The 19,535-nt window shown below is 69.9% G+C and carries 17 protein-coding genes and 2 tRNA genes; 13 read left to right on the forward strand and 6 right to left on the reverse strand.

Going from position 1 to position 19,535, the window contains the following annotated elements; all coding sequences use genetic code 11:
* Positions 1–57 precede the first annotated feature (57 nt).
* Complete coding sequence (locus tag E5671_RS30570; protein WP_160507111.1) at positions 58–258, forward strand: hypothetical protein; 201 nt, start codon at positions 58–60, stop codon at positions 256–258.
* 27 nt (positions 259–285) lie between these two features.
* On the opposite strand, the gene E5671_RS30575 is transcribed toward E5671_RS30570, so the two are convergent.
* Positions 286–1,644, reverse strand: a complete 1,359-nt coding sequence (locus E5671_RS30575; protein WP_160507112.1) for an ABC1 kinase family protein — start codon at positions 1,642–1,644, stop codon at positions 286–288.
* Between the two features lie 41 nt (positions 1,645–1,685).
* On the reverse strand, positions 1,686–2,834 hold the full coding sequence (locus tag E5671_RS30580; protein ID WP_160507113.1) for a ThiF family adenylyltransferase: 1,149 nt from the start codon (positions 2,832–2,834) through the stop codon (positions 1,686–1,688).
* A 215-nt stretch (positions 2,835–3,049) separates the two neighbouring features.
* On the opposite strand from E5671_RS30580, the gene E5671_RS30585 reads away from it, so the two are divergent.
* From E5671_RS30585 to E5671_RS30600, 4 genes are all read left to right on the forward strand, one after another.
* A complete protein-coding gene (locus tag E5671_RS30585) occupies positions 3,050–3,646 on the forward strand; it encodes a SprT-like domain-containing protein (RefSeq protein ID WP_160507114.1) in 597 nt (198 codons plus the stop codon).
* A gap of 117 nt (positions 3,647–3,763) precedes the next feature.
* Positions 3,764–5,407 carry a TerD family protein gene (locus tag E5671_RS30590; RefSeq protein ID WP_160507115.1) on the forward strand — a complete coding sequence of 548 codons (1,644 nt, stop codon included), beginning with the start codon at positions 3,764–3,766 and terminating at the stop codon, positions 5,405–5,407.
* Positions 5,408–5,418: 11 nt separating this feature from the next.
* Positions 5,419–6,099, forward strand: a complete 681-nt coding sequence (locus tag E5671_RS30595) for an AIM24 family protein (protein ID WP_160507116.1) — start codon at positions 5,419–5,421, stop codon at positions 6,097–6,099.
* Positions 6,100–6,115: 16 nt separating this feature from the next.
* Positions 6,116–6,871: an AIM24 family protein gene (locus E5671_RS30600; RefSeq protein ID WP_160507117.1), complete on the forward strand. Its 756-nt coding sequence runs from the start codon at positions 6,116–6,118 to the stop codon at positions 6,869–6,871.
* A 96-nt stretch (positions 6,872–6,967) separates the two neighbouring features.
* On the opposite strand, the gene E5671_RS30605 is transcribed toward E5671_RS30600, so the two are convergent.
* Complete coding sequence (locus E5671_RS30605; protein WP_160507118.1) at positions 6,968–7,498, reverse strand: NUDIX domain-containing protein; 531 nt, start codon at positions 7,496–7,498, stop codon at positions 6,968–6,970.
* Complete coding sequence (locus tag E5671_RS30610) at positions 7,495–8,973, reverse strand: zinc-dependent metalloprotease (protein ID WP_160507119.1); 1,479 nt, start codon at positions 8,971–8,973, stop codon at positions 7,495–7,497. The genes E5671_RS30605 and E5671_RS30610 overlap by 4 nt, the downstream gene beginning before the upstream one ends.
* Before the next feature lie 191 nt (positions 8,974–9,164).
* Here E5671_RS30610 and E5671_RS30615 point away from each other — a divergent pair, with 191 nt between their 5' ends.
* The 4 genes from E5671_RS30615 to E5671_RS30625 all read left to right on the forward strand — a co-directional run bounded on the left by E5671_RS30615 (position 9,165) and on the right by E5671_RS30625 (position 12,318).
* Positions 9,165–10,277 (forward strand): NAD-dependent epimerase/dehydratase family protein, encoded by a 1,113-nt coding sequence (locus tag E5671_RS30615; RefSeq protein WP_160507120.1) that lies wholly within the window; start codon positions 9,165–9,167, stop codon positions 10,275–10,277.
* Positions 10,278–10,387: 110 nt separating this feature from the next.
* Complete coding sequence (locus tag E5671_RS30620) at positions 10,388–10,852, forward strand: molybdenum cofactor biosynthesis protein MoaE (RefSeq protein WP_160507121.1); 465 nt, start codon at positions 10,388–10,390, stop codon at positions 10,850–10,852.
* 140 nt (positions 10,853–10,992) lie between these two features.
* A complete protein-coding gene (locus tag E5671_RS45520) occupies positions 10,993–11,163 on the forward strand; it encodes a hypothetical protein (protein WP_202121319.1) in 171 nt (56 codons plus the stop codon).
* Between the two features lie 66 nt (positions 11,164–11,229).
* Positions 11,230–12,318, forward strand: coding sequence for a YlbL family protein (locus E5671_RS30625; protein ID WP_160507122.1), 1,089 nt, complete (start codon positions 11,230–11,232; stop codon positions 12,316–12,318).
* Positions 12,319–12,388: 70 nt separating this feature from the next.
* Here the strand turns inward: E5671_RS30625 and E5671_RS30630 are convergent, their stop codons facing one another.
* Positions 12,389–12,931, reverse strand: a complete 543-nt coding sequence (locus E5671_RS30630; protein ID WP_160507123.1) for a PPA1309 family protein — start codon at positions 12,929–12,931, stop codon at positions 12,389–12,391.
* A gap of 146 nt (positions 12,932–13,077) precedes the next feature.
* Here E5671_RS30630 and E5671_RS30635 point away from each other — a divergent pair, with 146 nt between their 5' ends.
* The 4 genes from E5671_RS30635 to E5671_RS30650 all read left to right on the forward strand — a co-directional run bounded on the left by E5671_RS30635 (position 13,078) and on the right by E5671_RS30650 (position 18,297).
* Entirely contained in the window at positions 13,078–16,002 is a 2,925-nt protein-coding gene (locus E5671_RS30635; RefSeq protein ID WP_160510508.1) for a UPF0182 family membrane protein, read from the forward strand.
* 50 nt (positions 16,003–16,052) lie between these two features.
* Positions 16,053–16,126 (forward strand) — tRNA-Met (locus E5671_RS30640).
* A 220-nt stretch (positions 16,127–16,346) separates the two neighbouring features.
* Entirely contained in the window at positions 16,347–18,143 is a 1,797-nt protein-coding gene (locus E5671_RS30645; protein ID WP_160507124.1) for a tetratricopeptide repeat protein, read from the forward strand.
* Positions 18,144–18,223: 80 nt separating this feature from the next.
* Positions 18,224–18,297 (forward strand) — tRNA-Met (locus E5671_RS30650).
* Positions 18,298–18,380: 83 nt separating this feature from the next.
* Here the strand turns inward: E5671_RS30650 and E5671_RS30655 are convergent.
* On the reverse strand, positions 18,381–19,526 hold the full coding sequence (locus E5671_RS30655; protein ID WP_160507125.1) for an ABC transporter substrate-binding protein: 1,146 nt from the start codon (positions 19,524–19,526) through the stop codon (positions 18,381–18,383).
* Between the last annotated feature and the right edge of the window lie 9 nt (positions 19,527–19,535).

A 19,535-nucleotide genomic window follows, 5' to 3' on the forward strand; every position in this document is an offset into this window, starting at 1 on the left:
GGCCCCCGCGGTGCGTTGTGCCGGGCGAACCTCCGGGAGCGGCGATATGGTCGCCGGGTGGACCAGCAGACTCCTCAGCCCGCGGGCATCGAGAATGCCGAGAATCTCGTGTGTTACTGCTGCGGCAAGGTCGCCGAAGGCGCGCCACCCACCTGGACCTGCTCCGTGGAGAACGGCGTCCGTCGCTACTTCTGCGACTCCTGCGCCCGCGAGAACCTCAGGGCCATCGAGGGACGACTCGACTCCACCTGGTGGTGAGGTCTACCCCGTGGTGAGGCCTACCGCCTACCCGGTGGTGAGGTCCCCCTCGTCCTCCGGCTCCTCGTCCAGGAAGCCCGGCAGCCACTCCTCGAGCTCTTCCCGCATCCGCACCGTCGCTCCGAGCTGACAGAGCACCCCGATCGTGCTCAACGTCACACGGTGGATCAGCAGATACGACGGCGGGAGATTCAGCCGCTTGCCCAACTGATAGGCGGGGGACCGGGGATCGGCCACCCGCGCTGCCTGGCCGCGCATCCAGCCGCGGGTGAAGGTGAACTCCTCCACCAGCATCGGTTCGATGATCGGCAGCAGATAGTCGAGCACCGCGTCCGGTTCGAGCTCCACGGAATCCTGGACGAAGTCCTCCTCGCACAACATCGCGTAGACCGCGTCGGCCTCGCCGTCGAGCGTCATCCGCAGGGAGCGGCCGATGGTCGGGGGGAGCCCCCCGGGCAGCCGGTCCACCGTGCCGAAGTCGAGGACCCCGAGCCGCCAGCCGTCCTTCTCGTCGGGCAGCAGACGGAAGTTGCCCGGATGCGGGTCGGCGTGCAGCAGGCCGGTGCGCGCGGGGCCCGAGAAGAGGAAACGGGCAAGGAGCTGTCCCGCCCGGTCCCGCTGCTCCTGCGTGCCGTCCGCGATCACGTCCGACAGCGGAATCCCGTCGATCCACTCGGTCACCAGGACCTGCTCGCACTGATGCACCACATCGGGCACCACGACATCCGGATCGTCCGCGAACTCCTCGGCGTGCGCCCGCTGAGCCTGGGCCTCCAGGCCGTAGTCGAGCTCCTCGGAGACCCGGTCGCGCAGCTCCGCGATGAGCGGCTTGATGTCCATGCCCGGGATCAGCGGCCCCAGGAGCCGGGCGAACCTGCTGAGTTGGTTCAGGTCGGAGAGCAGCGCCTCGCCCGCCCCCGGATACTGCACCTTGACCGCGACCTCGCGCCCGTCCTCCCACACCGCCCGGTGGACCTGGCCTATCGAGGCGGCGGCGGCCGGCTTGTCCTCGAACTCCAGGAACAGCTCGCGCCAGTCCTCACCCAGCCGCTCCGCGAGCACGGCGTGCACGGTGCGCGTCGGCATCGGCGGCGCCGCTTCCTGCAGCTTCGTCAGCGCGGCGCGATACGGCCCCGCGACCTCCTCAGGCAGCGCCGACTCGAAGACCGACAGAGCCTGGCCGAACTTCATGGCCCCGCCCTTGAGCTCGCCGAGCACCTTGAACAGCTGCTCCGCCGTGCGCTGTTGCAGCTCACGGCCGACGATCTCCGCCGACTTGCCCCCGATCCGCTTGCCGAGCCCCCAGGTCGCCCGCCCGGCGAAGCCGAGTGGCAGCGCGGCCAGTTTGGCGGTACGGGTTACCGCCTTCCGGGGAAGATCAGACATGCGCCCCTCCAAGTCCCAGACAGCCACGCCCTCGCAGGCGGTTACCCGGCCATTGTGTCGTGCGGCTCTGTGTCCCTGGCGAGGTGTTCCCCCTTATCCACCACACCCGCCCCGCACGGGCACGTGAGATGCGGTGGCACCGGCCGTGCGTGCCAGTCGAATCCGGGCACGGACGCCTCCCAGCGGACCCCGGCGCTCGCCGGTGCCGCCCCGTCCAGAAAGGCCAGGGCATGCGCAGCGGCAAGGCCTGCGACCGTGGTCGACAGTGCCAGGTCGCATGCGTGCACATGGCGCGCGCGTCCCGAACGCCACTGCGCCAGCATGCGCGGCCAGGTCGGATCACGGTCCGCGCGGTCCAGAGCCAGACACCCCGCGCAGGCTGTCGTCCCCGGCAGGACGAGCGGCCCGACCACTCCGGTTCCCTCGATCACACCCGCATAGAGATGAGGCGTCCCCGACGAGACGAGCGGCTCAGCGGTGAGCGGATCGGGTGCGTGGACGTCGAGCCCGTCCCGCGGGGCGATGATCACGAGGGAGAGACCCGGCTCCCCTTCGCCCGGCGCCTGAGCCTCCTTCCGGCCCCGGCGGTCCGGCCGGTCCGGAGCCGACTGCCGCACGACCTTCCGCGCCGCCGTGTCCCTGCGGTGTCCGACCGCGTCGGCGGGCAGACCGCCCGGCGCCACATCCCAGGGTTCGACGACTCCCCCCTCCATCACGTCGACCTGCCCCACGCCCGCCCCGGACAGGACCGAGGCCACCACCGCCCCCACCCGGCCCGCTCCCCGGACCTGCACCCGCATCGCGCGACGCGCCGCCAGCTTCCTCATCCCGTCGCCCGGTTCGGGAGTCACGACCGACAGGGAGGCCAGATCCGGGCGCAGCCGGTCCATGGCCGATGTCCGCTTGCGCAAGGCGTCGGCCGCCGCGCCTCCTCCCTTCGCGTCGTCGATGAGCCCGGCTCTGGACAGCCGCCGCACGAGCTTGTCCACGTGATCGTCGGGCAGGCCCATCCGCTTGCCCTCGTCGCGCAGGAGCGGCAGCCCGCGTGTCCCGTCCAGGAGCTGGAGAAAGCTGCCCGTCGCCGTGTCGACAGGGCCGAGCACCAGGGCATGCGCGGGCGCCACGCCGAACTGGATGGTGTTCAGATCGCGCCAGCCGCGCCGCAGCGCCGGTTTCAAGATCGGATGCATGGTCTTCATCCCCCGTGGTTCCCCGTGTTCCTCCGGCGCTGTCCCCGTCCGCATCACCGGTCGACAGCCAGAATGCCCGCCCCGCCGGACGGCCGCCGAGCGTTGTCCACAGGCAGGGGGTATTCGTCGTACTAATCGATCGCACGGGGAGCGATACCCCGCCGAACCGTCCCGGAGGCGGGACTTCCCCCACGCCCAGCGGGTAACGTCGGGGCGTGCCCGCCGACCCACTGCACCGCGCCGGAAACCCACAGCGCAGCACGACCAGCCCGCCGTCACCCGGCCCGCGGACGAGCGCGGTCGAGGTCAGACGGAGCGCCCGCCGCCGCAGAACGGTCTCCGCGTACCGAGAGGGCGATCGCACCGTCGTGCTCATCCCCGCCCGCATGTCCGAGGCCGAGGAACAGCGCTGGGTCAACGTCATGCTCGACAAGCTCGCGGCCCAGGAGAGCAAACGGGTCCTGGGCGACGCGGAGCTCGCCGAGCGCGCCGAGCGTCTCTCCGAGCAGTACTTCGACGGTCGCGCCAGGCCCACGTCCGTTCGCTGGGTCACGAACCAGAACACCCGGTGGGGTTCGTGCACCCCGTCGGAGGGCAGCATCCGCCTTTCGCACCGGTTGCAGGGCATGCCCGAGTACGTCGTCGACTACGTCCTCGTCCATGAGCTCGCGCATCTCCTCGTCCCCGGGCACGGACCTGATTTCTGGCAGCTCCTCGAGGCGTATCCCCGTACGGAGCGGGCTCGTGGGTACCTCGAAGGTGTGGTCGCGGCCGACCGGCTGCCCCATCTGCTCGCTGCCCGCGACGAGTGAACTTCCGCCGGGCGCGCGGGTTGTGTACCGGGTCTGTACCGGCTTGGTCCGCTGTCCGAGTTTGCGGTTAGCCTGGCGCGACGCATTTACATTCGGGATGGGGGACGGTCGTTACGTATGGCCAGGGAATTCCAACGCGGCCACAAGGCCAAGATCAGTGACCTCACCGCGGGGACCGATCTGTACGTAGGTGTGCAGATCTCCGCCCCCGGACTGAGCTTCGACATCAGCTGCTTCGGCCTGGACGCGGACGAGCGCCTGTCGGACGACAGTTACTTCATCTTCTTCAACCAGCCGAAGTCTCCCGAGGAGTCCATCCAGCTCCTCGGCGCGCAGGCCGGCGACACGGAGTCCTTCCGGGTCACGCTCGACCGGATTCCGCCGCAGATCAAGAAGTTGTCGTTCACGGCGACGATCGACGGCGCCGGGCAGATGTCGCAGGTCGCCCCCGGGTACATCCGGATCGTCGCGGGCGGCGAGGAAGTGGCCCGCTACTCCTTCAACGGCGCGGAGTTCTCCACGGAGCGTGCCGTGATGCTGGGCGACTTCTACATGAAGGACGTCTGGCGGTTCGCCGCGATCGGCCAGGGCTTCGACGGAGGCCTCGACGCACTCCTGAAGAACTTCGGTGGCGAGGTCGCCGAGGAGGAGCCCGCGCCGCAGCCACCGCAGGCCGGCGCCCCGTCCTTCGCGCCGCCCGGCCAGGCCGCCGCGCCGCCCGCGTTCGGCGCCCCCGCCGCACCCGCCCAGACCCCGGCACCGGCTCCGGCCCCCGCGCCCGCCCCGGCCCCGGCCCCGGCCCAGCATTTCGCGCCGCCGCAGGGTGCCACTCCGCCGCCCGCCCCGGCCCCGGTGGACCCCTCGGTGCACGCCGCGCAGACCATCGTGGCGCCGATGAACCAGCCGCAGTTCGGCCAGGTCCCCGGCCAATCGGCGCCCCCGCCGCCTCCGCCGCCCGGTTACGGTCAGCAGCCGAGTGCCCCAATGCCTCCCGGTTACGGTCAGCAGTCGAGCGCCCCGATGCCTCCCGGCTACGGCCAGCAGCCACCCGGCCAGTTCCCCGGCCAGCCCGGCGCCCCGCAAGGCGCGGCCCCTCAGGGCGGAGGTGTGGCCGCCGCTCTCCAGAAGTACCGCGAGGCCCCCACCGGGCAGCGCTGGACGCAGCAGAACGAGAAGCTGATCCGCGTCGATCTCGGCGTCAGCGAGCAGGCCGTGCTCGCCCGGCAGGGCAGCATGGTGCTTTACCAGGGCAAGGTCGAATTCAGCTACAAGGGCGCGGGCTTCGCGGGCCGCGTCGTGGGCAATTCCACCGGCCAGGAGATGCAGTTGATGCGCTGCTCCGGTCGGGGCCAGGTCTTCCTCGCCGAAGAAGCCACCTACCTGCACCCCATCGAGCTCCAGGGGGACGCGATCTGCGTCTCCGCGGAGAACGTCCTCGCGTTCGACGAGTCCCTCCAGCACGAGGTGCGCAGGATCGAGGGCCACGGCATCCCCGGTGGCGCGCTGTTCGTGATGCAGTTCCAGGGCACCGGCACGGTCATCGTCAAGACGCACGGTGTGCCCGTCGTCCTGCCCGTCACGCCGACGACGTTCGCCGACTGCCACGCCGTGGTCGCCTGGTCGGCGGCGTCCCAGGCGATCGTCTCCAGCCAGGTGCGGCTGCGCAGCAACGCGTCCGCGGGCTCCACGGGGGAGAGCGTGAACCTCCAGTTCCGGGGTGCGCCCGGCAACTTCATCATCGTCCAGCCGTACGAGGTCTGAGGGAGCCCGTCATGAATCAGCAACTCGCGGGCTTTGCCCCGGCGCCTGTCGCCGCCCGTATGGAGAACCACGGCCACCACATGGTCAAGGTGGCGATGCAGACCGGAAACGACCTGCTCGCACGCGTGGGTTCGATGGTCGCCTACGAAGGCTTCGTGCAGTACGAGCCCAATCCGCCCGCGGTCCGCCAAATCGCCAAGGAGTGGATGACCGGCGAAGGCGCACCTCTGATGAAGTGCTCCGGAGACGGCCTGCTCTACCTCGCCGACTACGGAGCCGACGTCGTCGTCATCAATCTGGCGGGCGACTCGCTCTCGGTGAACGGCACGAACCTCCTGGCCTTCGACGCGAACCTCCAGTGGGGCGTCGAGCGGGTCAAGGGCCTGGCCAAGTTCACCGGTCAGGGCCTGTGGAACATCAAGATCTCCGGCCAGGGCTGGGTGGCGCTGACCTCCCGCGGCACCCCGATCGTCGTCGACTGCGGCCGCGGCGATGACGAGACGTACGTCGACCCGGACGCCCTGATCGCCTGGTCCCCGAACCTCAAGGTGAAGGGCAAGCGCAGCTTCAAGGCCGGTTCGCTCATCGGGCGCGGCAGCGGTGAGGCCTACCAGATGGGCTTCTCCGGGGAGGGCATCGTCGTCGTACAGCCCAGCGAGGACAGCACCGACCGTCTCCGAGCTCGGGGCTGAGGGGGAGCAACACACCATGCAGAGCCCACTTTTCGCGCACACCGAGCAGCAGACTCAGGAGCGCTACACCGTCCAGAACCCGCAGCTGCTGCGGGTCGCCCTCGCGGGCCACGACGACATCCTGGCCCGCAAGGGCGCCATGGTCGCCTATCAGGGTCTGGTCGAGTTCGACGCCGAGTACCAGAGCCAGGGCAACCAGCGGGCCCGCGCGCACACCGGTGAGGGCCTCGACCTGATGCGCTGCCACGGCCAGGGCACGGTCTATCTGGCCAACCTCGCCCAGTACATCCACGTAGTGGATGTGGACCAGGACGGCCTGACCGTGGACAGCAGCTACGTCCTCGCGCTCGACTCGTCGCTGACCCATCAGGTCATCGCCGTGGACAGCCAGTACGGCATCTCCGGCTCCGGCAAGTACCAGCTCAACATCACGGGCCGCGGCAAGGTGGCCCTGATGACCTCGGGGCAGCCGCTGATGCTGCAGGTCACGCCGGACCAGTACGTGAACGCCGACGCCGACGCGATCGTCGCCTGGTCCAACGGTCTGCGGGTCCAGATGCAGGCCCAGACGCACTCCTCGGGAGTGTGGCGGCGCCGCGGCAACACCGGTGAGGGCTGGGAGCTCAGCTTCATGGGCCAGGGCTACGCACTCGTCCAGCCGAGCGAGATGCTGCCGCCCCAGAACGCCGTTATCGGGCAGGGCGCGCGCGCCCAGTTCGGCGTCGGACAGCAGGGCGCTCGGGGGCAGAACCAAGGCAACGTCTGGAGCTGAAGCCTCTCCAGGCGAGACAGAACCAGGAGGAGCGTGGGGAACTGCGGGCCGGTTGTGACTGGTCGCGCAGCTCCCCGCGCCCCTTACGGGGCACGGCTACAGCCGTGCCCTCGTTGCTTCCATCAGGCGTACGACCGACTCGTCGGCCACATCCGCCACCTCGTCGTACGCGAACCAGCGCAGGTCCAGTGACTCGTCGCTGATCGCCTCGACGGCGTCCTGCGGGGCCAGCGCCGCGTACTGCACGTCGAGGTGCTGCGTGCAGGGGCCCGGAATCGGGTGGCGGTCCAGCCGGACGGGGCCTCCCGGCAGGAGCGTCAGACCCGGCACACCCGACTCCTCCGTGGCCTCGCGCAGCGCGGCCGCGGCCAGGGTCGGGTCGCCCGGCTCGCAGTGGCCGCCCATCTGAAGCCACATCCGCAGCTTCTTGTGCAGGGTCAGCAGCACGCGCCCGCGCACCGGGTCGATGACCAGGGCGCTCGCCGTCACATGGCCGTCCGTGCAGGCCTTCCACATGCCGTCCTCGGGATGGGCGGCGAGATGGTCCAGGTAGTACTGGCGCAGCTCTTCCTGGTCCTCGTCCCCGTACCCCTTCAGGACGAGGACCGTGTCGTCGTACAGGCTCACTTCTCGCTGTCGCCCTTGTCCTCGCCCTTGGCGTTGCCGTCGTCCTCGGTGTCCTTGGTGTCCTTCTTGAGGTCCGGCTTGGACGAGCCGCCCGCCGCCTCGCCGAGCATCTTGTCCAGCTCGGAGAAGTCCAGCTGCTCGTGGTGAACGAAGCCGTCCGGGTCGTCCAGGTCCGAGGCCGTCGGCAGCATGTCCGGGTGGGCCCACAGGCCGTCACGCCCGTCCACGCCGCGCGCGTCCGTGAGCGAGGCCCACAGGCGCGAGGCGTCCCGCAGCCGGCGCGGGCGCAGCTCCAGGCCGATGAGCGTGGCGAACGTCTGCTCCGCGGGGCCGCCCGTCGCGCGACGGCGGCGCAGCGTCTCACGGAGGGCGTCGGCGGACGACAGGCGGGGCTTGGCCGCCGCGTGCACGACCGCGTCCACCCAGCCCTCGACGAGCGCGAGAGCCGTCTCCAGGCGGGCCAGGGCGGCCTTCTGGGCGGGAGTGTCCTCGGGCTGGAACATGCCCTGCTGGAGCGCTTCCTGAAGCTGCTCGGGGTTCTGCGGGTCGAGCTGGCCGACCACGTCCTCCAGCTTGGCGGTGTCGACCTTGATGCCGCGGGCGTACCCCTCGACCGCGCCGAACAGATGCGAGCGCAGCCACGGCACGTGGGCGAAGAGCCGCTGGTGGGCGGCCTCTCGCAACGCGAGGTAGAGCCGGACCTCCTCCTGGGGGACGCCCAGGTCCTTGCCGAAGGCCTCGACGTTCACCGGAAGCAGGGCGGCCTTGCCGGCCGGGCCGAGCGGCAGGCCGATGTCGGTGGAGCCGACGACCTCGCCCGCGAGCACACCCACGGCCTGGCCGATCTGCTGGCCGAACATGGCGCCGCCCATGGAGCGCATCATCCCGATCAGCGGGCCCGCCATGGCCTGCATCTCCTCGGGGAGCACGTCACCCATGGCGAGGCCGACCCGCTCGGCGACCGGGTCGACGAGCTCCTTCCACACCGGAAGGGTCGCCTCGACCCACTCGGCGCGGCTCCAGGCCACGGCCACGCCGGAGCCGGACGGCAGGGACGTCGCGTCGTCGAGCCACAGGTCGGCGAGGCGGATGGCCTCCTCGACCGCGCCGCGCTCCGTGGGACCGACGCTCGCGTCCTTGGTGCCGTCGGGCGTCCCCTGGGAGACGGTCTGGCGGGCGATGTCCTTGGCCATGTCCCAGTTCACCGGCCCGCCCTCGTACGAGAGCATCTGGCCGAGCTGCTGGAACGCGGCGCCCAGGTCGTTCGGATTCATCGAACCGAACATCGCGGCGAACGGATTGTCACCGCCGGGGCCGCCAGCGCCGGGCAGGCCGCCGAAGCCCAAGGGGTTCGCAGGGCCACCGGGACCCTGTCCTCCGCCCTGTCCCCCTCCGGGGGTGTCCTTCTTCTTGCCCTCGTCGCCGTTCTCCGGCTCCTCCGGCGGAAGGCCGAATCCGAATGGGGTGTCACTCACGGGATTCCTCGGCTCGTCAGGCCGCCGGTATGGTTCCGGCGGCGGCTGCCTTACAACACCACCCAGCGTAGACACCGTGACGGGATCGGGCCTCAGTGCTTCGCCGACTCATGGCCTGCGGCAGGATGGATGCCACCTGGTACGTACGCGTCATTCGCGTATCTACTGAAGACAACCGCTGGAGACGCCTGGTGAGTTCCCCAGATCCACAGGTTCGCGCAGCGCGAAACCTTTCAACCCCGGCCCCCGTCCGAGGGCCAGTGGTCGCCGTCACCGGCGCCGCCTCCGGCGTGGGCGCGCTCCTGACCGAGCGCCTGGCCGCGTCCGAGGAGATCAAGCAGGTCGTTGCCATCGACGAGCGGCGGGGCGAGTGCGCCCAGGCCCAGTGGCACATCCTGGACGTCAGGGACCCGGCCATCGCCGAGAAGCTGCGGGGCGCGGACGTCGTGGTCCACCTCGCGCTCGATCTCGACCTGGAGACCGACGCGGCGGCCCGTACGGCGTACAACGTGCGCGGCACGCAGACCGTGCTGACGGCCGCCGCCGCGGCCGGTGTCCACCGCGTCGTGCTCTGCACGTCGGCGATGGTCTACGGAGCGCTGTCCGACAACGAACTGCCCCTCTCCGAAGACGCCGAACTGCGCGCCACCGCGGAGGCGACCGGTGTCGGTGACCTCTTGGAGGTCGAGCGCCTCGCCCGGCGCGCGCCCCGGGCCCACCCCGGTCTGAACGTCACCGTGGTGCGGCCCGCGATCCTGGTGGGCGGCACGGACACCGCGCTCACGCGGTACTTCGAGTCGCCCCGGCTGCTCGTGGTGGCGGGCTCGCGCCCCGCCTGGCAGTTCTGCCACGTCGAGGACCTGTGCAGCGCTCTTGAGTACGCCGTCCTGGAGAAGGTCGACGGGGAGCTGGCCGTCGGCTGCGACGGCTGGCTGGAGCAGGAAGAGGTCGAGGAGCTCAGCGAGATCCGCCGCATGGAGCTGCCCTCCACGGTGGCCCTGGGCGCGGCCGCGCGGCTGCACCGGATCGGTCTCACTCCGTCTCCGGCCGGTGACCTCGCGTACACGATGTACCCGTGGGTGGTCAGCGTCAGCAGGCTGCACGACGCGGGCTGGCGGCCGCAGTGGACCAACGAGGAGGTCCTCGCGGAGCTGCTCGAGGAGGTCGCGGGGCGCCGGACCGTGGCGGGACGCAGGCTGGGCCGCAAGGACGCGACGGCCGCGGGTGCCGCGGGTGCGACGGTCGCGCTGCTTGGCGCCGCGGCGGTGGTGCGGCGCGCACGGAAGGCACGGCGCCGGATCTGAGACGCGCCAGGGCCCGGCCGCGGGCCTGTAGAGAGCTCCAACGCGGCACGCACGCGTGCCGGGCGAAAACGCTATTCCGTGATGTCCGTGCCGTGCGGCACCATGGCCGCATGGCACGCACCACGAACGACCACCCCGGCGAGCAGGCCGCACAGGACCCCATCAGGCTCCTCGCGATCCGTGACGCACCGCTCTCCCTGGACGAGGTCTTCCGGGCCGTCGGCGACGACGCAGCGGGTGGCACGGCGCTCTTCGTGGGGACCGTGCGCAATCACGACGGCGGTGCGGACGTCGACGAGCTCGGCTATTCGACCCACCCGACGGCCGAGGCCGAGATGCGCCGGGTGGCCGAGAAGGTCGTCGCCGAATATCCGGTGCGCGCGCTGGCCGCCGTCCACCGCGTCGGCGACCTGGCGGTGGGCGACCTCGCGGTCGTCGTGGCGGTCTCCTGCCCGCACCGCGCGGAGGCCTTCGCCGCCTGCCGCAAGTTGATCGACGACCTCAAGCACGAAGTGCCGATCTGGAAGCACCAGCGCTTCTCCGACGGCCAGGAGGAGTGGGTCGGCGCCTGTTGAGGTCCTGCCGCCGCCACCCGGCCAGTTGGCCCCAAGTGCTTCCGGTTGCGTAACCCGACCCCTGGCGTGAGCGTTGACGCAGCGGATGGTTAATCTGCTGATCAGTCAGTTGCGGTCGCTCAAGGGGTCGGGAGGTCGACATGGCATCACTTGCCTGGTTGCTGATTCCGTTTGCGGCAGCGGTCGGTGCGGGGCTGTGGGCTGCCTTGGCGGCGCGCAACCGCAAGTCCGGCAAGACCGGGGACCACACCGAGCTGAACGGCTACGCGGCCTTCCGCGAGGCGATGGAGAAGTCCCACTCCGGCACGTGAGGCCCTGGGCCCCGTACGGACTGGCCCCAGGGGTGCACTGACAGACAGGTCCCGTACTGTCGTTCCATGCCACGCCGCACCGCGACGATGCTCGCCTCCACCCTGATGCTGATCGCGCTGCTCTGCGCCGGAGTCCTCATCAAAGTGCCGTACTCGGAGATGTCCCCGGGTCCCACGGTGAACACCCTCGGCGACCACGGCGGCGAGCCGGTGCTGCAGATCTCCGGCCACAAGACCTATCCGACGACCGGTCACCTCAACATGACGACGGTCCGGGTCACGAGCGCCGACTACAACATGAACATCGCGGAGGCCGTGTACGGCTGGCTGGCCCACGACAACATCGTGGTGCCGCACGACACCCTCTACCCGAACGGCAAGACCGAGCAGCAGTCGACCCAGGAGAACGCCGAGGAGTTCAGCCAGTCCCAGGAGAGCGCCAAGGTCGCGGCGCTCAAGGAACTGGACCTCCCGGTGGAGTCCCAGGTCGTCGTCTCCACCGTCTTCAAGAACAGCCCCGCCGAGGGCAAGCTCCACGCCGGTGACGTCATCAGGAAGGTCGACGGCACGCCCGTGAAGGAGATGACGGACGTCGCCAAGCTGGTCACCAAGCACAAGCCGGGCCAGGACGTCGTCTTCAGTGTCGTCCCCGTCAAGGAGGCGGCCGCCGCGGAGAAGGCGGGCAAGGAGCCGACCCGGACGGACGACGTCAAGATCACCACGGAGAAGGCGCAGGACGGCCGTGCGATCGTCGGCATCGAAGCGGGCACCGATCACACGTTCCCGTTCACGATCGACATCAAGCTCGCCGATGTCGGCGGCCCCAGCGCCGGACTGATGTTCGCGCTCGGCATCGTCGACAAGCTGACCCCGGACGACCTCACCGGCGGCAAATTCGTGGCCGGCACCGGCACGATCGACGCGAAGGGCAAGGTCGGCCCGATCGGCGGCATCGGCATGAAGACGGTCGGCGCGCGTGCCAAGGGCGCCGAGTACTTCCTGACGCCGAAGGACAACTGCGCCACGGCCGCCAAGGACGTCCCCGACGGCCTCACGCTGGTCAAGGTGGACACCATCGACGACGCGGTCGACGCACTCGACGACATCCGCAAGGGCGACACCGCGGACCTGCCGCAGTGCACGGTGAAGAAGTAGCGGCACGGACCACGGAGACAGAAGTACGCGGGTGGGGCCGGCCCCACCCGCGTACGAGAACAGCGTGGTGTCAGTCGGCGAACGTGGCCGCCAGCGCGTCCGCGAGCCCCGGAACCAGGTCCGAGCCCGTGAGGACCTCGGTGGGCGAGTCCTTCTCGCGCAGCCGCAGGGCCGATTCGCGCGCACCGTCACGCAGCACCGCCACCGTCATGCGGACCTCCTGGCGGTCCGGGTGCTCGGCCACCCACTTCGCGAGCTGAGCCTCGCCGAGCCCGTCGGGGACGGACGTCTCGGCCGACGGCGGCAGCATCAGGCGCTCCACCGTGAGGGCGCAGCCCACCACGGCGTCCGGCCAGGCGATGGTGCCGAGGAACTCGTCCAGCGGCTTGCCCTCCGGGATCTCCTCCTGCTCGATGGGGGTGAGGCCGGTTTCCTCGGGGGAGTTGTCGAGGCCGAGCTGGTTGGCAAGGCCGGGTTCTTGGGAGCGCAGTCGCGCCGTGTCGACGAGCGCGAAGAGGCGTGCGGGCCGGTCCCAGCCGATGCCGGACGCGTACTCATCGATCTCGAGTACGGCACGGGTGAGGGGGCTCGCTGCCATGGGAGTGTTGGACATGGTCACAATCCTGCCTCGTTAGTCCCGAGAAACGGGAACCGAGTAAAGCGTAGGTAAGTTGCATAGGTGTGGGTCCACGATCACAGGGCCCTGACGGATCAACAGAATCAACATCGAACTTCGAGGTGCGCACCTTGGCTTTCCAGATGCCGGACCGCGGCGGAGGCCCGACGGGGCCACGGATCAGAGTGGGCCGACCGTCCCGTCGCGTCCGGACCCTGCTCATGACACTGGGCATCCTGGCTGTACTCGCCATGGTGTTCGTCATGTTCGCGGGGTTCTGGACGGACTGGCTCTGGTACCGCTCGGTCAACTATTCGTCGGTCTTCACGACGACCCTGTGGACCAAGATCGGCCTGTTCTCCGTCTTCGGCCTCCTGATGGCGGCCGCGGTCGGACTGAACATCTGGCTGGCGCACCGGCTGCGCCCGCCACTGAGCGCCATGTCGATGGAGCAGCAGAGCCTCGACCGGTACCGCATGAGCATCGCGCCGTACAAGAAGTGGCTGCTGCTCGGCATCGCCACGCTCGTCGGCCTGATCGCGGGCGCGTCGGCCGCCGGCCAGTGGCGCACATGGCTCCTGTGGGTGAACGGCGTCTCCTTCAATCAGAAGGACCCGCAGTTCCACCTGGACGTGTCGTTCTTCGCGTTCGACCTGCCCTGGTACCGCTTCCTGCTGGGCTTCGGCTTCGCGGCGACGGTGCTCTCCCTGATCGCCGCCGCCCTCACGCACTACCTGTACGGCGGGCTGCGGATCACCAGCCCCGGCGCGCGCGCCACGGCGGCGTCCACCGGGCACCTGTCGGTGCTGCTCGGCGTCTTCGTGACGCTCAAGGCAGTGGCGTACTGGCTCGACCGGTACGGCCTCGCGGTGAAGTCCAGTGACTTCAAGGCGACGGGCGACTGGACGGGCCTTCGCTACGTGGACGCGAACGCGTATCTGCCGGCGAAGACCATCCTGTTCTGCATCGCCGTCATCTGCGCCCTGCTCTTCTTCGGGACGCTGTGGCGGCGCACCTGGCAGCTGCCGGTCATCGGCTTCGGCCTGATGGTCCTCTCCGCCATCCTCATCGGCGGCCTGTACCCGGCCATCGTGCAGAAGTTCCAGGTCCAGCCGAACGAGCAGGCCAAGGAAGCGCCGTACATCGAGAAGAACATCGAGGCGACGCGCAACGCGTACGGCATCAGCGGCGTGAAGCCCGAGGACTACAAGGGCGCGGGCAAGGCCGACGAGGATCCCAAGAAGAAGCGCGACGACGCGGACTCGGCCGCCAACTACCGGCTGAACGACCCGAACATCGTCTCGCCGACGTTCCAGCAGTTGGAGCAGGAGCGCGAGTACTACCGCTTCCCGAGGACCCTGGACGTGGACCGCTACAACGGCCAGGACACCGTCGTCGGTCTGCGTGAGCTGAGCCTCGACAAGCTCGACAAGCGCAACTGGATCAACGACCACTTCGCCTACACCCACGGCTACGGCATGGTCACGGCCAAGGGCACGGAGACGAAGAAGGGCTCCAAGGGCGCTCCGGACTTCACGAACTACGGCCTGCCGACCACCGGCAACCTCGGCGAGTACGAGCAGCGGATCTACTACGGCGAGAAGACCACCCAGTACTCGATCGTGGGCGGGCCCCAGAAGGAGCTCGACTACGAAGAGGACGGCGGAGGCCAGAAGACCTACAGCTACAAGGGCGACAGCGGGGTCAACCTCTCCAACCCGATCAACCGCGCCGCGTACGCGGTGTCCTTCGGCGAACCCCAGATGCTGTACTCGGGCGCCATCGGCGAGGGGTCGCGGATCCTCTACAACCGCACCCCCAAGGAGCGCGTCGAGTCGGTGGCTCCCTGGCTGACCATCGACGGCGACACGTACCCGACGGTGGTCGACGGCAAGATCCAGTGGGTCGTCGACGCCTACACGACCAGCAACGGCTATCCGTACGCCTCGCGGACCACGCTCGGCGACACCACGGCCGACTCGCTGTCCGAGTCCGACGACGCGCGCGCGGTGGTGGCCCAGCAGAACCGGGTCAACTACATCCGCAACTCGGTGAAGGCGACCGTCGACGCGTACACCGGAGAGGTCAAGCTCTACACCTGGGACGAGAAGGACCCGGTCCTGAAGACCTGGAAGAAGGCGTTCCCGGACACCGTCAAGGACAAGGGCGAGATCCCCAAGACCCTGATGGACCACCTGCGCTACCCCCAGGACATGTTCAAGGTGCAGCGCGAGCTCCTGACGCTCTACCACGTCACGGATCCCGGCCAGTTCTACAACGCGAGTGACGCCTGGCAGGTGCCGAACGACCCGACGAAGAAGGACAACAGCGCGGTCCCGCCGTACTACCTGTCCATGAAGTCGCCGGGACAGACGCAGCAGCAGTTCTCGCTGACGACGACGTTCACCCCCAGCGGGCGCCCGAACCTACGCGCCTTCATGACGGTCGACGCCGACGCCAGAAGCAAGAACTTCGGCACGATGAAGCTGCTGAGAGTCACGGGCGACGTGGACGGCCCGGAACAGGTCCAGAACAAGCTGAACTCGATGACCGAGGTCGGTAACTTCGTCCGGGACATGAAGGGCGCCGACTCCGACGTCCTCTACGGAAATCTGCTGACCGTGCCACTGGACGACGGGTTCCTCTACGTCGAGCCCGTGTACGTACAGGGACGTAAATCGGCGTATCCGCTCCTGAAGAAGGTGGCGGTGTCCTACGGCACGGAGACCGCGTTCGCGGACTCCCTGAGCGACGGCCTCAACCAGGTCTTCGGCGCCGAGGGGACCACCAAGCCACCGGCCGAGGACCCGGACGAGCCGGCCGATCCGACCGATCCGCCCAAGACGAACGACCCGACGGTGCAGGCTGCCCTCGACGACGCCCAGAAGGCGTTCGAGGACGGGCAGACGGCCCTGAAGGACGGCGACTGGAAGGCCTACGGCGAAGCGCAGGAGAAGCTCGAGGACGCCCTGCAGCGAGCCGAGGACGCCCAGGCCGCGGCGGACAAGAAGGACGACAAGAACGCGGATAAGAACGGCGACAAGGACGGCGACAAGAACGGCGGCTGACCAGCTGCGAAACACCCCCTCCGCGCCGTGGTACGGTTTGAACACAACGGCGCGGGGTGGAGCAGCTCGGTAGCTCGCTGGGCTCATAACCCAGAGGTCGCAGGTTCAAATCCTGTCCCCGCTACTAGAAGATGAAGGCCCGGATCCTTATCGGATCCGGGCCTTCGTCGTGTGTGCCCGGGGTCCGTGGCGTCGTGCGCTGGTCTGTGCGAACCGTGCTCCGCCCGGGGGGAGTTGGGAAAACTGTGTTTCACTTATCTCTCTGTGGGCATGTCGACAAAACGCTGAAGTGACCTCACTGGCTGCGGTATACCAGGTGTACCCAGGTTGCAGGTGGTGCGACGATGGACGTTATGGGGGACAAGGCAACTCTGTTGGAGACAGGGCGGTTTGTGCAGCCGGCCGACCGGGAGGATCCCGGGGCGGCCGCCGACGAGATGCGCCATCGGCTGGCCGCCGAGGCCGGAGACGTCGACGCGATGAGCGTCCTCGGAAGCCTTCTGCTGCGCCGCGGTGATCTCGACGGGGCCGAATCTTTACTGCGCGCTGCGACCGCCGAGGGCGACCGTGCCGCTGCCAACAACCTCGGAGTCCTCCTCCACCAGCGCGGATACGCCGACGAGGCGGCCGGCTGGTGGCGGGTCGCCGCCGTCGCCGGTTCCGCCGCGGCCGCTCACGCGCTCGGACGGCACCACCGCGAGCGCGGCGACGAGCCCGCTGCGGAGTACTGGCTGCGGCAGTCCGCCGAGCAGGGCCACGCCCTGGGTGCCTACGCCCTCGCCGATCTTCTGGAGCACCGCGGAGACGTCGGCGCCGAGCGCTGGATGCGGGCATCGGCCGAGCGCGGTCACCGCGAGGCCGCGTACCGGATCGCCCGCGCCCTCGACCGGCGCGCCACAGCCGAGCGCACCGACGACGGAGGCGGACGTTCCGCTGCCGCCGAGGCCGAGCAGTGGTACCGCCAGGCCGCCGCGCGCGGTCACCGGCGGGCCGCGCTGCACCTCGGCGCGATCCTGGAGCAGCGCGGCGAGCTGAAGGAGGCGGGGCGCTGGTACCTGAACTCCGCGAAGGACGGGGAGGCGCGTGCCGCCTGCGCCCTCGGCTTCCTGCTGCGTGACGCGGGCGACGAGGAGAGCGCCGCCGTCTGGTGGCTGAAAGCGGCCCAGGACGGCGACGGGAACGCCGCGAACGCCCTGGGCGCGCTGCATGCCGAGCGGGGCGAGACCCAGACCGCCGAGCGGTGGTACAGGGCGGCCATGGACGCGGGCGACGTGAACGGCGCGTACAACCTCGGTCTGCTCTGCGCCGAGCAGGGGCGGACCGCGCAGGCCGACCAGTGGTACAGGCGCGCCGCGTACGCCGGTCACCGCGAGGCCGCCAACGCGCTCGCCGTGCTGCTGCTCCAGGGCGGCGACGCGGCCGGCGCCGAGCCGTGGTTCTCCAAGGCCGCGGAGGCGGGCAGCGTGGACGCGGCCTTCAACCTCGGGATTCTGTACGCGTCCCGTGACGACGAGGGCTCCGCCCTGCCCTGGTACGAGCGTGCGGCGGCCGCCGGGCACACCGAGGCCGCGCTCCAGGTCGGCACCGCGCGGCTGCGGGAAGGCGACGAGCAGGACGCCGAGCGGCATCTGCGGTGCGCTGCCGGTGGCGGCAGCGCGGAGGCGGCGTACCGGCTCGGCACCGTGCTCGACGCGCGGCGGTCCGCCGCGGGCCCGCCCGCCCTCGGGGAGCCCGCCGCGGAGAAGACCGAGTGCGAGGAGTGGTACGAGCGGGCGGCACAGCAGGGGCACCGGCGGGCGCAGGTGCGGGTCGGGATGCTGGCCGCGGGGCGCGGTGACGTCGTCGAGGCGGCGCGGTGGTACCGCCTCGCGGCGGACGCGGGCAGCCGGAACGGCGCGTTCAACCTGGGGCTGCTGCTTGCCCGCGAGGGCAGTGAGCCCGAGGCCGCGCTGTGGTGGACGCGGGCCGCTGACGCGGGGCACGGGCGGGCCGCGCTGCGGCTTGCGCTGCTTTACGCTCGGCGCGGGCAGCTGGTCGAGGGGCAGCGGTGGGCTTCCCGTGCGGTCGAGCTTGGGCCTGCCGAGGTTTCCGAGCGGGCGGCTCGCTTGCGCGAGGCGCTTCAGCAGGAGCTGACCGCGTAGCTCCTGCGGCTGCCCACAGCCGGTGCGCGGAACGGATTTGCGCTGGTCGTCGCGCTTGACGTACGGTTACAACACAACGGCGCGGGGTGGAGCAGCTCGGTAGCTCGCTGGGCTCATAACCCAGAGGTCGCAGGTTCAAATCCTGTCCCCGCTACTAAAGGCCAAGGGCCGGAAAGCTTTTCGAAGCTTTCCGGCCCTTGGTGCGTAACGGGCCCCGTTTGGTGCGTAACCGGACCGCTACCGCTTGTGGCCCACGGCCTCCTCGTACAGCCTGCGGTCCACCGCCTTCTTCTCCGGGACCTTGTCGCCCTCGGCGACGCCCGCAGCCTCGTACGCCGCCTGGAGCCGGTCCGTCGTGCCGGCCCGGATCTCCCAGTCCATGCGCAGTGACGGAGTCGACCTCAGGACCGCCTCGTCGGTCTTCAGGAGCTTCGCGAGCTCGGCCACGAAGGCCTTGTCCGCCTTGTAGTCACCGGCGAAGTACGTGTTCACGGTCCTGATGTACGCGCGCAGCAGCGCGACGCCCGCGTCCGGGTCCTTGGTCAGGAGGTTGGGGCCGAACAGGAGGCCGCCGAGCGGCTCGCCCCGCGGCTGGCCGCCGAGGAAGGCGTACTGCTTGTCGCCGTCGACCTTGCGCCAGACCGGGTCGAGGAGCCAGGCGGAGTCGGTGCCGCCGTTCTGGAGTGCCGTCAGGACGTCCGCCGAACCCAGCTGCTGGAACTGGATCTTGTCGAGGCCGCCGCCGTGCTTCTTCAGGGCCTTGCCCATGGGGTACGCGATGACCGAGCCCTTGCCGATCATGGTGCCGAGCTTGCGGCCCGCCATAGGGACGTGGTCCGCGCTCTCGCCCTTCTTCAGCTTCACCCACAGGCCGCTCTTGGACTTCGGGTCGGGGGAGAAGTTCCCGGCAGCCCACTTGATGGTGAAGCCGCCCGTGATGCCGTTCATGACGGCGGCCTCCGGGGCGGCCCACTGGGCGTCGATGTCTCCCTTGGCGAGGAGCGGGAGGGCGTCGGGGGTGGGGAGCACCTTGAGGTGGACGTTCAGGCCTTCCTTCTTGAACTCGCCCTTCTGCACGGCCATTTGGAGGGGGGCGACGTACTCGGCGCTGAGTGTGCCGGTCGCGATGGTGAGGCTGCGCTCCTTGGGCAGGGGGCGCGGGGCCGGGGCGCCCTTGTCGCAGCGGGCGGGCGCGCGGTCCTTGGCGAGGTCGGACGGGTCCGTCCAGCTGCCCTTGCCGCAGCCGGGGACCGCCTTGATGGTGCGGGGCTTCGCGGGCGCCGCCGAGTCCGTGGTGTCGTCCTCCTTCGCGCAGCCCGCGGAGGCGAGCAGCGAGCCCGCCAGGAGCAGCGTGAGGGCCGAGACGCGGGTGCGGGTATGCATGGGGCCTCC

Origin of the sequence: Streptomyces sp. BA2 (assembly GCF_009769735.1) — a bacterium.
GTDB lineage: Bacteria > Actinomycetota > Actinomycetes > Streptomycetales > Streptomycetaceae > Streptomyces.